This is a genomic window from Streptomyces sp. Je 1-4 4N24 (genome assembly GCF_026239515.1).
Taxonomy (GTDB): Bacteria; Actinomycetota; Actinomycetes; order Streptomycetales; family Streptomycetaceae; genus Streptomyces; species Streptomyces nigrescens.
Genome location: NZ_CP110836.1, coordinates 8,630,446 through 8,645,643 on the forward strand (window position 1 = coordinate 8,630,446; position 15,198 = coordinate 8,645,643).

Below are 15,198 nucleotides of genomic sequence, written 5' to 3' on the forward strand. Positions count from 1 at the left end.
GTAATGCCGGTCTCATGAAAGTCAAGGGTTGTAATGGAGATTCCAGCAGGGGCGGGCGTGGGCGAGGGCACCGGCATGACGCGGCTGCGGGCCGCCGTCCGCGACGCCTGGGACGAGCTCTCCGCCTCCGAGCGCGCCGTCGCCCAGTACCTCGTGGGGGCCGAGCCCGAGCAGCTGCTCTTCGCCGGCGCCCAGGAGCTGGGGACCGCCAGCGGCACCAGCAACGCCACCGTCGTACGCGCCCTCCAGCGCATCGGCTACGCCGGCCTGCCCGCCCTCAAGCGGGATCTGACCACCGACTTCACCACCACCGTCGCCCCCGAGGTCCGGCTGCGGCAGCGCATTGCCCATTTCGGCAAGGACCTCACGGTCATCTGGGACGACGTCTTCGACGAGGCGGCGGAACGGATCGGACACGCCCGTCGACTGACCGACACCGAGTCCTTCCAGCGCGCGGTGGCCACACTGGCCCAGGCCGGGGAGGTGTTCTGCTACGGCGTCGCGGCCTCCGAACTCGCCGCCCGGCACCTCGCCCTGATGCTCGCCCGGACCGGCCGCCGGGCCCGCTTCCTGGGCGCGACCGGATTCGCGTTCGCCGATGCGCTGCTGCCACTGGGGCGCGGCGACGCGGTGGTGGTCTTCCAGCCGGCGCGCCCGCTGACGGAGTTCACCGTGCTGGTGGAGCGGGCCCGCGCGGTCGGCGCCAAGGTCGTCTTCGTCACCGATGAACTCGGCGACACCTTCGAGGGCCGCGTCGAGGCCGTACTGACCGCGCCGCACACCCCCACCGGCATCACCGCCGAGTCACTGACCGGCCTGGTCATCGCCGACGCCCTGCTGCTCGCCCTCACCACGCTGGACGAGACCCGCGCTGTGGAGACCTCACACCAACTCACCGCCCTGCGCGAGCAGCTGCTGCCCCCCTCGGTCCGCACCCGCGGCCGGAAGGAGGCCCCTTAACCGCTCGTAACAGCCACGCGTACCGGCCACTCATCAATCCGGCCCCCCGGGAATTCCACCGCCGGTGCCTCATAGGTGTGGTCCATGGTCACACCACGTAGCCGCGGCTCGCCAGTTCCACCGCCGTCGAGGTGCCGAGCGCACGGAAGGACTGCAGGCCCGGCGAGTACAGCACGACCGGCCGCCCGCCGTGGTGGTCGGCAGGTGCCGCGGAAGCCGCGTCCGTCCGGATGGCGGCCCAGTCCACATCGCCGGGCCGGGCCAGCCTGAACGAGTCCGATTCGTCCACGAAGCGGGCGGTGCCGGGCTGTAGGTACGGCCGGCGTGGATACTCGCGCGTCGAACGCGCCGGATACCACACGCTGACCATCAGTTCCCGGTCTCTGCCGTCGACCCAGGGGTCGGGCCGCTCGTGGTCGACGAGATGGAGCTCCGTGCTCCCGACCGGCTTCCGCCCGTCGGCTCGGGCAACTCGAACCGCACCGCATCATGAGCTGCCGAGGGGCGGGAGCCGGATGGTGCGGTGGCAGAGGCGGCCACCCCCACCCCGATGGTCAGGGAGACGACAAGCGCCACTCCTGTGGTGACGACTCTGTGCATTCGCATGTCGGCCACTTCGGCTCCGGGCCCCGCATCGCTGCATCCGCCGACAAGTGGAGGCGAACCCTGACGTTTTACGGGTGCCTTCCGTCAACTTCTCAGGGCAGCCGGAGTTTGAGCGGTTCGCCCGTAGAAACGAGGGGGCGACTCGTCCATGCGGCGTCTGACAAGCTCTGCTGAGCCCGATGCACGTATCATGATCACCGAATCGAGCATCTGGAGCGATTCGCATCCCCTCGCCGACACTGGCAGACCCGGTACGACACCACATCGCAGGGGCCCAACGGCAGCACAACCACGGCTACTTCGGTGGAGCTGAAGCGCCGACACTTGGTTCGCGGCATCGGCCCCCGACGTTTGGCTGACCCGCGCCGCATCCCAAGGTTCGTCGGACACCTGCCCGACCGCGTGAGCCATCACAGCCCAACCACCGCTTACGGCCATAAACAGCAAGGAACCTCATGTCCCCCTCAGCACCGCAGCCGCACAACAAGATCTCCGCCAATCCCCCTCGCCCGGCGAAGCCCGACTACAGCAACGTCTTCATCGAACCCGTCTACGCGAACCGCTTCAGCGAAGTCGACCTGGAGGACGACCTCGACGTGCCTGGCACCTCTCACGTCGACTACTGACGATCTTGGGCGCGGGGCGGCATCTCACGGTCCGCCTCCGCCGGCCAACAACACTGGAAAGCACCAACATGCCGTGCGTAACGGGTAGTTGAGGTGTCGTGTACCGACTCGGCAAGCTCCGGGACCACTGTCAGCGGCGTTCGGTACGGTTCCGGGCATGCCTGCACCCCGTGAAAGCTATGACTCGACCCGTCACCCCGATCTCCTGGCGTGGCTGACCGAACGACAGACCGGCTTCGAACACTGGGCCCACGAAGCCGGAGGCGTCACCGTGTTCGACTTCTCCAACGCTTCCCTGGACGCACTGGAAGACCTGGTGAGGGAGGTGTACACCAAGACGGAGGAGATCACTCAGCAGCGCCGCACTCCCTTCATCCAAGGCGCCGTGTGGTACATCGGCGAAGTCTTGTGCCGCCGCAAGGGGTGGGTGTGGAAGTTCGAGCCGGACTTCGACACGGGCGAAGTACCGCCGTTCTACGGCGAGACAGAGGCGCCGGGACTCCTGGACACCCCCTGCGTGGGCGCACCCGGGGCCGGTCCCGGTGAGCACTGGTACCCGCTGAACACGCTACGCCGCCTGCTCGCCGAGGACGACGAGGTGGGCAATCCGATTGATGAACGGCTCGTCGGGATGGTCGAAGGCTGGTATGACGACGAAGACGACGAGGACGAGGACCAGGAGGACGAGGACTGATGCCGGGGCTTCCCCGGACCGGACGAACGGGCGATGGCTTCATGTGCAGCACACCGGATCCTTAGCGCGCTCCCGCACTGGGAGGGGTGCTTCCTCATGGCCGGGCTGGACGTCCTCGTGCCGTAGTGGCTGACCACGAGATAGATCCGTGGTCCCCGTGTCTAACTTCGTGGTCGACCGCTGTGATTCTTCTGCGCACCGCAGCTCTGCGGCCTGTTTCTTCCCAACGGGGGTCTGGCCGGGCATAACTGTGAGCACACGGCGCGGCATCGGAAATCGATGCTCTTCCCAGGCGCCGCACCACAGTTCAGAGAAAGGCCGGAACCTTGAGAACTGCCCGAAGGACGGTATTCAGTCTGGCGGCCGGGGTGACCCTCTGCGCTTCCGCCGTGGCGCTCGCCCCGGCCGCTCATGCGGGGTCCGACAACTACGTCAAGATTACCAACAAGGCGGGAATTGTCGCGACCACGTGCTACGAGTGGCTGGGCACCAGCGGAAAGGACTACTGCCACGAAGGCAGGGCAGTGGGGCAATCCTGGACCGCGTACTTCCCGGCGGACGCGACCTCGGCCGTGGTCAACCTGAAGCTTTCGAAGTGGGGGGCCATCAGGGACAGCGCCGCCGTGAAGGACACCAGCACGAACCACTGTTTCGAGATCCAGGGCCTGCTCGGATCGGAAAAGCTGGTCGAAACCGGTTGCTGAAATACAAGAAAGAGAACAGAGCCATGAACTTCATGCGCATGGGCGTGGTCGCCGGTGCACTCACCACCGCAGTCGCTTTTACCGTTCCGGTGGCCTTTGCGGCAGAACCCGAACTCAAGACGGTGAACGGTCACACGGACAAGTGGGTGAACGAGGCGACGCCGACGGTCGAATACAAGAACGGCCTCAAGGACACTGATGTGGCCCGGGTCAAGGAAGCCCTTGAGCAGTGCAAGAGCCAGTCGGTTTCGTGCGCGTCGACAACGGTCGGCACTCCCGAAAAGGTGACGAAGTGGTTCGACGTGGAGAACGCCGGCACCGGCACCGGCCCGCTGGAGAACTGCGGTCCGGGCCAGACGGACCTTAAGCAGCAGATGGGCGGCATGCACGCGTTCGCCTGGGGCTGGAACGTGGGCGGGTCCATCGATATCGAGCTGGCCAAGGGTGTCGGGATCGGCGTCAGTGCCCAGTACAACGAGACCCATACGGAGACGAAGACCGGCAGCATCGACGTCACCGTGAAGCCGGGTTGGCGGGGCATGCTCAAGGTGGGGCATGACATGGAGCGCGTCACCTCCGACGTCACCATCCAGGGCGGGAAGTTCGGCGGGGCGAAGATTTCCGGTGTGCGTACGGAAATTCCCCTCAAGGAAGGGGCCGCCCCGCGCGCCGGCTCCGACCTCGTGCAGTGCGGCGAAAAGTTGCTGATCGAACAGTGATCCGGCGGGAACCGACGAGACGAAAGGACGCAGTCATGGCGAAAATGAGGAGAACGGCGGCCTGCGCCGTCGCCGCGATCGGCATCTCGCTGGGTAGCGCGGTGGTGACGGCATCGCCGGCTTTTGCCGGATCGGGCCACTCCATCTCGTTCTCCAACAAGGGCTGGTTCGTGGCCAACACCTGTTACAAGTGGACGGGTTCGCAGACGCCCGACAGCTGTGACTCCGGAAAGACCATCAACCAGGACTGGAACGTGGAAATACCGGAGGACGCGACCGGTGTGGAGCTGAGCGTGACGGTGAACGCACAGGTCGGCGGCGGGAACATCACACCGCAGATCACCGATCTGAAGCGCAACCACTGCTACGAGCTTTCCGGTTACACCTGGGGCCCGAAGATCACCGAGAAGCAGTGCTAGGCCGGGATGAGGGGAACGGAAAGATGAAAGCCAACACTCGCCGGATGAAGCGGGCGGGCGGGTACGGTGCGGCCGCTCTCGCCCTCGCACTGGGCGGCGGAATTCTGACGGCACCGTCGGCCGCCGCGAGCGCGGACAACTTCATCCAATTCAAGAGCGACGCGCTGTATTTCGTCGACACCTGCTACGAATGGCAGGGCCCGGCGGGCATAGAGAAGAAGAACTACTGCCGCAACGCCAAGGCCAAGGGGGCCAGCTGGCAGGCGTACTTCCCGGCCGAGGCGACCGGAGCCACCGTCAAGGTGACCTTCGCCGGTTCCACGGACGGTCCGCCGAAGACGGTCACCATCGATGACGCCAACAAGAACCACTGCTACGAGCTCAAGGGTGCGTGGCTGAGCGGGTCCGAGGTCCTGCGGGTGAACTGCTGACCCGGAACCGGTGAAGAGCGGCGGCCCTCGCGCTGCCGGTCCCTCCCAGGGGTGCCGGCGGCCCGGGGGCCCTGTGCTGCAGCGACCCGCACGAACCCTCGTAGCGACCGGGGCCGGTCAGCCGCTGCGGGGGCTCACATGGCCGGCTGGGCGAGGAGGACTCGAAAAATCCTGCCGGCGTTGTCTAAGAAGACGGCTGTCGGGCACCCGCTGAACCACGCGAGATGCGCGTCGCGGGTTTTGTTACCTGCGCAATGCCACCACTGAGGAGGCGTAGCGATGAGCACGGTGAAGGAGACGGTGGACGTCGAGGTCCCGGTCCACACCGCCTACAACCAGTGGACGCAGTTCGAGGAGTTCCCGAAGTTCATGGAGGGTGTTGAGAAGATCACCCAGCTTGACGACCGGCACAACCGCTGGACCACCAAAATCGGCGGCGTGCGGCGGGAGTTCGACACCGAGATCATTGACCAGCTCCCGGACGACCGCATCGCCTGGCGTACCACCACCGGCGACACGCGGCAGAAGGGCCTGGTCAGCTTCCGGCGCCTGGATGAGACCCATACGCGGGTGGAGCTGGTGATGGACGTCGAGCCCTCGGGCGTGGCGGAGAAGGCCGCCGACATGTCGGGAACCATCGAACGGCGCGTCAAGGGCGATATGCAGCGCTTCAAGGGCTATATCGAGCACCGTGGTGCCGAATCCGGAGCCTGGCGCGGCCGGATCACGCCCGCTTGATGGGCCCCGGCGGCCCCGGCGGCCCCGACGGCCTCCGCGGCGCGGCTGCCGCAGCGACGCCGGCCGCCCGGCCCGCCCCTCCCGGCGGGGGAGAATGAACTCGGCCGGGAGGGGCGGGCCGACCGCCCCGACCACCGCCGGCCGCCCCAACCCATCTGAGCAGGGGCGGGTTTCAATGGGCGAATGGATTACCTGGACCTCGACGCCCGGATCAACGGACTGACCGGTGTCATCAGCCCCGCCCGCTACCTTGAGCGTCTGCCCCAGGTGATGGACGACCTGCCCTGCGGCGCCCGGGCCTTCGCCACCGATCCGGACCACTACAGCTTCAGCAGCAAACGCTGCACAAAAGACCTCAAACTCCGGCAGTTGAGCCTGCCCAGCGCCGAAGAGCCGGACGCCGAGGCCCACTTCCGGCACAACTGCTGGAAGCACGACGAAGACCTCACCATCCGCTACACGGACGTGACCGACTTCCGGATCGAGATTCCGCACGGCCCCGCGAGCGAGGACCCCGGCACGGTCATCCTGGACGAGATACTGCCCCACGAGGACGGCTGCTCCCACGAGGTGGCCTTCCGCCCCGGCACGCTGTATGTCGTCTGCCGCGATCTCACTGCCACGTGGGTGGAAACCGACTGCCCGGATGCCCAGCGCGGCTGAGGACCCAGCTCCCGTCCACGAGCCCCGGCTCCGGACCCCGCAGCGGCGGTGCCTGCGCACCCCTCCCGGACAGCGGCCGGGCCTGCGCACTCTTCCCGGACGATGGGGTGAATTTTCCTCTTGTTCCGAATTGGGCGGTTGCGTGTATCGTCCTCAGAGGCAGTTCCCGCACGCGATGGAACGGGGAAACGAGATGAAGAAGATCATCGCGATAGCGTTCGTTACCGCGCTGTTCAGCGCCGGAGGTGCCGGCATCGCCTCCGCGGCTCCCGCGTCGCCTGGGCCTCCGCCGGGCCGTGACACCGTCACCACGACGTTCCACTGTCCCGCTCCGCGCGGCACCTTCACGATCACGGCGGACCCGTGGGTGATGGGCCAGTACGAGTGGCATTACGGCAAGCAAGGCTGCACGTACACCTCGTAGTCGCCGTAGTCGCCGGCGGCCCGTGGTCGCGCTCCTGCCCTCGCGCCTTCTCTCGCCTGCCTCGCCCTTTCTCTCGTCCCTTCCCCCGTCGCGGTGGTGGTGGCGCGGTTGCGCCAACTGCCAGACGTATCCGGTGGGTTGGTGGAGTTGGAGCCCGGGACGGGGAAGAGGCCGCGCCCTGAACATCTCCACGGGTTCCCCTCGCCATCGGACGGCGGGGCCTCAGGTGAGACAGGGAGAAGGCAGGGCGCGGGCGAGCGGGGTGTGCCCCCTCTCCGGGCGGGTGGAGGAGGGGAAGGATCAGCCCGTGGCGGGGGAGAGGTCGGCGGCGCCGAAGGAGACCGAGAACCTCTCGCACCAGAGGACGGCGCTGCGGAACTCCGACAGATCCGTGCCCGCCGGGACGGTGTAGTTCTGGTTGCCCAGATTGCCCTTGAGCTTCCCCAGCTCCACCGCGCCGTCCCCGAGGCCCGTCTTGACCGCGCCGGCGTCACGGGTGGACAGGTAGACCCGTACGTCCGGACCGTCCGAGGTCTTGAGGTCTTCCAGACGCACCACATGGCCGCCGTCGGCCAGCCGGACCGTGCGGGCGACTCCGCTGGTGGCGTGCTCATGGGTGACGAAGCGGCCCTCGGCGAGATCCTTCGGCCCGGCGGCCGGCCGGGGAGACATGGGCGACTCCTTCATCGACGGCTGGGTCCGCATCGAGGAGGAGGAGGCCGGCAACGCCTCATTCACCTCGGTATCGGTGAACGCCTTCCAGGGCTGGAAGAGAGCCAGCCCGAGTCCGGCGGCGACGACCAACCCCAGGAGGACGGTCAGGACGGTGCGGCGGGACAGTCGGACACTGCGGGACTGGGACACAGGGCCTCCTCAGGCGTATGAACCGGCTGACCGGAATCGACCGTCAGCCTCGCCCTTAGGGAACCCTGTAGGGACGCTCCTCCGGGGCAATCCGGGGGCACGGTAAGACTCCGGTAATGGGAGACGGCCGCGGGGCCCGTGACCCGGTGGGCCGGTGGGCAGGAGGAGTCGGCGCTGAGGCGGGCAGCACGTGCAAGGCGGCTGAGGCGGGCAGCTTGTGGAAGGCGCTGGGCCGGCGCGCTCACGGCGCATAGCCGTACCGGCCGTGGAGGCGGACGAAGCGGGCGAGGGTCAGGACGCGCCGGCGCTCCAGCCCGGAGGCGGTCCGCCGGAAGGACACGACCTCCTCGCGCCCGCCCGTGCCGAGGGGCTGTACGAGGCGGCCGCCGATCCGTAGCTGCTCGACCAGCGGGGGAGGGACGTCCGGGAAGGCGGCCGATACGAGGATGGCGTCGTACGGGGCGCGGTCCGGCACGCCGGCGCTGCCGTCCCCGACGCGCAGCTCCACATGGGGAACGTTCTGCCGGTCCAGATTGCGCCGGGCCTGCTGGGCGATGTCCGGCCACCACTCGATGCTGACGACGTCGGCAGCCAGGCGGGCGAGCAGTGCCGTCTGAAAGCCGAGACCGGTGCCGACTTCCAGGACGTGTTCCCCGCCGTGCAGGTCGAGACCGTCGATCATCATCGCGGAGAGCGAGGGCTGGGTGGTCACCTGGCCATGCCCGATCGGAAGGGGTACGTCCTGATAGGCGGACGGCGCGTGAGCGGCGGGGACGAAAGGTGCTCGCGGTGTCATCCGTACGGCTTGGAGCAGGCGCTCGTCACTGACGCCGGCCGCTCGGACCGCCCGTACCAGATCCTCGCTCGGCCGGTCCTTGCTCATATCCGCCGTCCTCCCTCAGCTCATCGGGAGTCATAGCTCCAGAAGACCGCTCATCGAGGTCGGTCACCAGCGGCCGCAATCACCTGACGGTGCGGGCCTCGTCGACGTGCCCCCCCACCACCCAGGGCGGACGGCCGGCCGCGGCATCGCGCCCTGCTGCCTCCACTCTGCGCCACCCGGATCACCGGCAGGGGCGTTGCTCGTGACGCCGACGCGCAGTCGCACCGGGACGGTACGAGAGTGGTAGGTGATGGACACACCGGTGACGACGTTCAGCGAGGCCCCGGACGATCCGTTCGCCGTGCGTCGCTCGGCCTCCGCCGTGCTGGACGGCAACGGGCGGGTCGTCGGCTGGAGCGAGCGTGCCGAGGCGCTGCTCGGCTACGCGCCCGAGGATGTCCTGGGGCGGCCGGGGCGCGAGGTGCTGCTCGACCCGCGCGATGAAGACGTCGTCATGGCCGCGGTGACTGCCTGCCTGAGTGACGGGGGCTGGTTCGGGGTCATCCCCGTACGGAACCGCGGCGGCAAGCGGGTGGAGCTGGGCTGCCGGGTCCGGGCGGTGGCGCGGGCGGACAGCGGAATCGAGTGGTTTCTCGTCGGCGGGCCCGCGGAGCAGGTGGTCCAGTGGGAGACGGACCGGTCGATCCTGGACGGGATGTTCCGCCGGTCCCCGATCGGTCTTGCGGTGCTCGCCCCCGACCTGAGCCTGCTGCGGGTGAACCGGGCGATCGCACGGTTCGGCGGCATCCGGGCCGAGTACTACCGCGGGCTGCGCATCGGCGACTTCGTCATGGGCCGGGACGCGGCAACAGTGGAGGCGCGGCTGCGACGGGTGCTCGAAACGGGGGAGCCGCTGATCTTCACCGAGCAGCCCTGCCGTCTGCGGCACGACCCCGACCGGGAACTGGTCGTCTCCGTGTCGGCCTTCCGGATGCAGGATCCCGCGGGCCGGATCCTCGGCGTCACCCAGATGGTGGAGGACGTCACCGACCGCTACCGGGCCCGGCGCAGACTGGCGCTCCTCAACGACGTCGGTGCCCGTATCGGCACCACCCTCGACGTGGAGCGCACGGCGCGCGAGCTGGCCGAGGTGGCGGTCCCCGACCTTGCGGACTGTGTCTCCGTCGACCTGCTGGAACCGGTGACCCGGGGTGAGGAGCCGGGCCAGGGGGCTTGGGCTCCCATGGTCAGGACGGCCGTCCGGAGCATCGCACCCGAGGCGTCCCGGGTGATGCATCCGGTGGGCCACATGAGGCACCCCCCACCGGGGGCCCCGCAGACCAGATGTCTGGCCGAGCGGCGGCCCGTCCTCGAACCGGTCCTGGAGTCCTCCCCGGACTGGTCCTCCCTTGACCCGGACAAGGTCGAGCGGCTCCAGGAACTGGGCGTCCACTCGCTCATCGTTGTGCCGCTGGTCGCGCGTGGCCTCGTACTGGGCGTGGTGAGCCTGTGGCGGTGGCGGCGGCCCGAGCCGTTCGAGGAGGACGACCTCACGCTGGCCGAGGAGTTCGCCGCCCGGGCCGCCGTCTGCATCGACAACGCCCGCCGCTACACCCAGCAGCACCAGGCCGCGCTCGCGCTCCAGCGCAGCCTGCTCCCGAGCGAGGTGCCCGAGCACCCGGCGGTCGAGATCGACCACCGGTATTTGCCGGCCGATGCCACCACCGGCGTCGGCGGCGACTGGTTCGACGTCATCCCGCTCTCCGGGCTGCGGGTCGCCCTCGTCGTCGGCGACGTGGTCGGCCACGGCATCCACGCGGCGGCCACCATGGGCCGGCTGCGTACCGCCGTCCACACCCTCGCCAACCTCGATCTGCCCCCGGACGAGGTCCTCTCCCACCTGGACGACCTCGTGGACCGGCTGGCGGCCGAGCAGGAGGCGACCGGCGAACGTGCCCCACAGGTCGTCGGCGCGACCTGCCTGTACGCGGTCTACGACCCGGTCAGCGGGCGCTGCGCCCTCGCCCGTGCCGGTCATCCGCCGCCCGCGGTGGTGACCCCGGACGGACGGGTGGACTTCCCCGATCTGCCGGCCGGCCCACCGCTCGGGCTCGGCGGGCTGCCGTTCGAGGCCGCCGAGCTGGAACTGCCCGAGGGCAGCCTGCTCGCGCTCTACACCGACGGGCTCCTGGCGGCCTGGCGCCGGGACGTCGACGAGGGCCTGGAGCTGCTGCGCGGGGCGCTGAGCGACCCCACCCGCTCGCTGGAAGACACCTGCAAGGCGGTGGAGGACGCGCTGCTGCCCGACCGCCCCGGCGATGACATCGCACTGCTCACCGCCCGAACCCGCTGCCTGGCCGCACACAAGGTGGCCACCTGGGAACTGCCGGCGGAGCCGACCGCGGCCGCCGAGGGCCGGACGCTCGCGATGGCCCAGCTCAATGACTGGGGGCTGGAGGAGATGGCGTTCACCACCGAGCTGATCGTCAGCGAACTGATCACCAACGCCTACCGCTACAGCAACGGCCCGGTCACCCTCCGGCTCATCCGGGACCGCCACCTCATCTGCGAGGTCTCGGACCCCAGCAGCACCTCTCCCCATCTGCGCCACGCCGCCACGACCGACGAGGGCGGCCGTGGCCTGTTCCTCGTCGCCCAACTCACCGAACGCTGGGGCACCCGCTATGTGCGCAACGGCAAAACCATCTGGACCGAGCAGCCGCTGCCGTGACGACGAGGGGAGTGAGTTCGCACTCACTTCTGTGTGGCCGGCCGGTGTTTCCGCAGCTCAGAGGGGTTCAGCGGGAAACACCGGGTGTCCGGGTGTCGGCGTGTTTCGCCACCTCTGGCAGGGTTCCCGCTGACCCGTTGCCGAGTACATTGCGCCTGGTCAGGTAACAAGTCACCGTGGGCCCGGTGGCTGATCCGCCAGCCCAGGACACTACGGTGTCCGTCAACGGCAGGCTGAAGGGATCGAGCATGTTCCGCAAGGTACTGGTCGCCAATCGTGGTGAGATCGCGATTCGCGCTTTCCGCGCCAGCTATGAGTTGGGCGCGAAAACCGTTGCCGTCTTCCCGCACGAGGACCGCAATTCGCTGCACCGGCTGAAGGCCGACGAGGCCCACGAGATCGGCGAGCCGGGACACCCGGTGCGTGCCTACCTCTCCGTGGAGGAGATCGTCCGTGCCGCGCGCCGGGCGGGCGCGGACGCGGTCTACCCGGGCTACGGGTTCCTGTCGGAGAACCCCGACCTGGCGCGTGCGTGCGAGGAAGCGGGCATCACCTTCGTCGGGCCGAGCGCGGACACCCTCGAACTGACCGGGAACAAGGCGCGTGCGGTGGCCGCCGCGCGTGCGGCCGGTGTACCGGTGCTCGGTTCCTCGGAGCCCTCCAGCGACGTGGACGAACTGGTGCGTGCCGCCGACGACATCGGCTTCCCCGTGTTCGTCAAGGCGGTCGCCGGCGGCGGAGGGCGCGGTATGCGCCGCGTCGAGGACCCCGGCATGCTGCGTGAGTCCATCGAGGCGGCGGCCCGCGAGGCCGCGTCCGCGTTCGGTGACCCCACCGTCTTCCTGGAGAAGGCCGTCGTCGATCCCCGCCACATCGAGGTGCAGATCCTCGCCGACGGGCAGGGCGAGGTCATCCACCTCTTCGAGCGTGACTGCTCGCTGCAGCGCCGGCACCAGAAGGTCATCGAACTCGCGCCCGCGCCGAACCTCGACCCGGCGCTGCGCGAGCGGATCTGCGCCGACGCCGTGCGGTTCGCCCGGGAGATCGGCTACCGCAACGCGGGCACCGTGGAGTTCCTGCTCGACCGCGACGGCAACCACGTCTTCATCGAGATGAACCCGCGCATCCAGGTCGAGCACACGGTGACCGAGGAGGTCACCGACGTCGACCTCGTGCAGGCACAGCTGCGTATCGCCGCAGGTGAGTCGCTGCCCGATCTCGGCCTCACGCAGGACACGGTCGAGCTGCACGGCGCCGCGCTGCAATGCCGTATCACCACCGAGGACCCCGCCAACGCCTTCCGCCCGGACACCGGCAGGATCAGCGCCTACCGGTCGCCGGGCGGCTCGGGGATCCGCCTGGACGGCGGCACCACGCACGCCGGTACGGAGATCAGCGCCCACTTCGACTCGATGCTGGTCAAGCTCAGCTGCCGGGGCCGGGACTTCAGCACCGCCATCGGCCGGGCCCGCCGCGCCGTGGCCGAGTTCCGCATCCGCGGCGTGGCCACGAACATCCCGTTCCTGCAAGCCGTGCTCGACGACCCGGACTTCCGGGCCGGGCGGGTCACCACGTCATTCATCGAAGAGCGCCCGCACCTGCTCACCGCGCGCCACTCCGCCGACCGCGGCACGAAGCTGCTCACCTACCTCGCGGACGTGACGGTGAACAAGCCGCACGGCGCACGGCCCGAGCTGATCGACCCGATCACCAAACTGCCGCCCCTGCCCGCCATCGAACCGCCCGCCGGCTCCCGGCAGCGGCTCGCCGAGCTGGGCCCGGAAGGCTTCGCCCGGTGGCTGCGCGAGTCACCGCTTATCGGAGTCACCGACACCACCTTCCGCGACGCCCACCAGTCACTGCTCGCCACCCGGGTCCGTACCAAGGACATGCTGGCCGTCGCCCCGGTGGTGGCGCGGACGATGCCGCAACTGCTGTCCCTGGAGTGCTGGGGCGGCGCCACCTACGACGTCGCGCTCCGCTTCCTCGCCGAGGACCCCTGGGAGCGCCTGGCCGCACTCCGTGAGGCCGCACCGAACATCTGCCTGCAGATGCTGCTGCGCGGCCGCAACACCGTGGGCTACACGCCGTACCCGACCGAGGTGACCGACGCCTTCGTGCAGGAGGCAGCGGCCACCGGTATCGACATCTTCCGGATCTTCGACGCGCTCAACGACGTCGGGCAGATGCGGCCCGCCATCGACGCCGTACGGGAGACCGGCACGGCCGTCGCCGAGGTCGCCCTGTGCTACACCTCCGACCTGTCCGACCCGTCCGAGCGGCTGTACACCCTCGACTACTACCTCCGCCTGGCCGAGCAGATCGTGGACGCCGGCGCCCACGTCCTGGCCATCAAGGACATGGCAGGGCTGCTCCGGGCTCCGGCCGCCGAGAAGCTCGTATCGGCCCTGCGCCGCGAGTTCGACCTGCCGGTGCACCTGCACACCCACGACACCGCGGGCGGCCAGCTGGCCACCTACCTCGCCGCGATCCGGGCCGGCGCGGACGCGGTGGACGGTGCGGTGGCGTCCATGGCCGGCACCACCTCGCAGCCTTCGCTGTCGGCGATCGTGGCCGCGACCGACCACTCCGAGCGGCCCACCGGGCTGGATCTGAAGGCGGTCGGGGACCTGGAGCCGTACTGGGAGAGCGTCCGCAGGATCTATGCGCCGTTCGAGGCGGGCCTGGCCTCGCCGACCGGCCGCGTGTACCACCACGAGATCCCCGGCGGCCAGCTTTCCAACCTCCGTACGCAGGCGGTCGCGCTCGGCCTGGGGGACCGCTTCGAGGACATCGAGGCGATGTACGCCGCCGCCGACCGGATTCTCGGCCGCCTGGTGAAGGTGACCCCGTCGTCCAAGGTGGTCGGGGACCTGGCGCTGCACCTGGTGGGCGCCGGGGTGAAGCCGGCGGACTTCGAGGCGACGCCCAACGAGTTCGACATCCCCGATTCCGTCATCGGTTTCCTGCGCGGCGAGTTGGGCAACCCGCCCGGCGGGTGGCCGGAGCCGTTCCGTGCCAAGGCGCTGGAAGGCCGCGCCGAACCCAGGCCCGTGCAGGAACTCACCGCGGACGACCGTGGGGGACTGGAGCAGGACCGGCGCGCGACGCTCAACCGGCTGCTGTTCCCCGGGCCGGCACGCGACTTCGAGACCCACCGTCAGGCCTACGGCGACACCAGCGTGCTGGACAGCAAGGACTTCTTCTACGGCCTGCGTTCCGGAACGGAGTACGCGGTCGATCTGGAGCCGGGCGTACGGCTCCTGATCGAGCTGGAGGCCGTCGGCGAGGCCGACGAACGCGGTATGCGCACGGTGGTGTCCACCCTGAACGGCCAGCTGCGGCCGATCCAGGTGCGCGACACCGCAGCGGCCGCCGACGTACCGGTCACGGAGAAGGCCGACCGGACCAACCCGGGCCATGTCGCCGCACCGTTCGCCGGAGTGGTGACGCTCGCGGTGGCCGAGGGCGACGAGGTGGAGGCCGGCACCACGGTGGCCACCATCGAGGCGATGAAGATGGAGGCCGCGATCACCGCCCCGAAGGCCGGGCGGGTGGCCAGGCTGGCCATCAACCAGATCCAGCAGGTGGAGGGAGGCGATCTCCTTGTCGACATCGGCTGAATCGCCTCGCGCGAGCGAAGGCGTCCCAAGGCGCCGGTAGCCGGGCGGCCGGGCTGATCACGGTCTTCGGACCGGGTGAATCAGCCCGGCCCACCGGCCGGGCGGACACCTCGTGGCAACGCGCATCGTCGCGGAAGACCGGTTCCCCGCGACCATGCACACGCACGAGCCAT

The 15,198-nt window shown here is 69.3% G+C and carries 15 protein-coding genes; 12 read left to right on the forward strand and 3 right to left on the reverse strand.

Features of this window, described 5'->3' with window-relative positions; translation table 11 throughout:
- Nucleotides 1-33 precede the first annotated feature (33 nt).
- Nucleotides 34-960 (forward strand): MurR/RpiR family transcriptional regulator, encoded by a 927-nt coding sequence (locus SLV14N_RS37440; RefSeq protein WP_259670659.1) that lies wholly within the window; start codon nt 34-36, stop codon nt 958-960.
- Nucleotides 961-1,048: 88 nt separating this feature from the next.
- Here SLV14N_RS37440 and SLV14N_RS37445 read toward each other — a convergent pair whose 3' ends face one another.
- A complete protein-coding gene (locus tag SLV14N_RS37445; protein ID WP_259670660.1) occupies nt 1,049-1,330 on the reverse strand; it encodes a hypothetical protein in 282 nt (93 codons plus the stop codon).
- Between the two features lie 691 nt (nt 1,331-2,021).
- On the opposite strand from SLV14N_RS37445, the gene SLV14N_RS37450 reads away from it, so the two are divergent.
- The 9 genes from SLV14N_RS37450 (at nt 2,022) to SLV14N_RS37490 (ending at nt 6,984) form a co-directional block, all read left to right on the forward strand.
- Nucleotides 2,022-2,192, forward strand: a complete 171-nt coding sequence (locus SLV14N_RS37450; RefSeq protein ID WP_208687312.1) for a hypothetical protein — start codon at nt 2,022-2,024, stop codon at nt 2,190-2,192.
- Nucleotides 2,193-2,349: 157 nt separating this feature from the next.
- Complete coding sequence (locus tag SLV14N_RS37455; protein WP_208687313.1) at nt 2,350-2,886, forward strand: hypothetical protein; 537 nt, start codon at nt 2,350-2,352, stop codon at nt 2,884-2,886.
- 389 nt (nt 2,887-3,275) lie between these two features.
- Nucleotides 3,276-3,590, forward strand: coding sequence for a hypothetical protein (locus tag SLV14N_RS37460; RefSeq protein ID WP_208687314.1), 315 nt, complete (start codon nt 3,276-3,278; stop codon nt 3,588-3,590).
- 23 nt (nt 3,591-3,613) lie between these two features.
- Entirely contained in the window at nt 3,614-4,309 is a 696-nt protein-coding gene (locus SLV14N_RS37465; RefSeq protein ID WP_208687315.1) for a hypothetical protein, read from the forward strand.
- Between the two features lie 35 nt (nt 4,310-4,344).
- Nucleotides 4,345-4,728, forward strand: a complete 384-nt coding sequence (locus SLV14N_RS37470) for a hypothetical protein (RefSeq protein ID WP_208687316.1) — start codon at nt 4,345-4,347, stop codon at nt 4,726-4,728.
- 23 nt (nt 4,729-4,751) lie between these two features.
- A complete protein-coding gene (locus tag SLV14N_RS37475) occupies nt 4,752-5,159 on the forward strand; it encodes a hypothetical protein (protein ID WP_263272808.1) in 408 nt (135 codons plus the stop codon).
- A 279-nt stretch (nt 5,160-5,438) separates the two neighbouring features.
- A complete protein-coding gene (locus tag SLV14N_RS37480; protein ID WP_208687318.1) occupies nt 5,439-5,897 on the forward strand; it encodes an SRPBCC family protein in 459 nt (152 codons plus the stop codon).
- A 183-nt stretch (nt 5,898-6,080) separates the two neighbouring features.
- Nucleotides 6,081-6,560, forward strand: coding sequence for a hypothetical protein (locus tag SLV14N_RS37485; RefSeq protein ID WP_263272810.1), 480 nt, complete (start codon nt 6,081-6,083; stop codon nt 6,558-6,560).
- A gap of 193 nt (nt 6,561-6,753) precedes the next feature.
- Nucleotides 6,754-6,984, forward strand: coding sequence for a hypothetical protein (locus SLV14N_RS37490; protein WP_208687320.1), 231 nt, complete (start codon nt 6,754-6,756; stop codon nt 6,982-6,984).
- 300 nt (nt 6,985-7,284) lie between these two features.
- Here the strand turns inward: SLV14N_RS37490 and SLV14N_RS37495 are convergent, their stop codons facing one another.
- Nucleotides 7,285-7,848, reverse strand: a complete 564-nt coding sequence (locus SLV14N_RS37495; protein WP_208687321.1) for a DM13 domain-containing protein — start codon at nt 7,846-7,848, stop codon at nt 7,285-7,287.
- 241 nt (nt 7,849-8,089) lie between these two features.
- On the reverse strand, nt 8,090-8,731 hold the full coding sequence (locus tag SLV14N_RS37500; RefSeq protein ID WP_263272813.1) for a protein-L-isoaspartate(D-aspartate) O-methyltransferase: 642 nt from the start codon (nt 8,729-8,731) through the stop codon (nt 8,090-8,092).
- A 250-nt stretch (nt 8,732-8,981) separates the two neighbouring features.
- Between SLV14N_RS37500 and SLV14N_RS37505 the strand changes: the two genes are divergently transcribed.
- Both SLV14N_RS37505 and SLV14N_RS37510 read left to right on the forward strand, forming a co-directional pair.
- Nucleotides 8,982-11,402, forward strand: a complete 2,421-nt coding sequence (locus SLV14N_RS37505) for a SpoIIE family protein phosphatase (protein WP_263272815.1) — start codon at nt 8,982-8,984, stop codon at nt 11,400-11,402.
- A gap of 248 nt (nt 11,403-11,650) precedes the next feature.
- Nucleotides 11,651-15,025, forward strand: coding sequence for a pyruvate carboxylase (locus SLV14N_RS37510; RefSeq protein ID WP_208687324.1), 3,375 nt, complete (start codon nt 11,651-11,653; stop codon nt 15,023-15,025).
- Nucleotides 15,026-15,198: the final 173 nt, after the last annotated feature.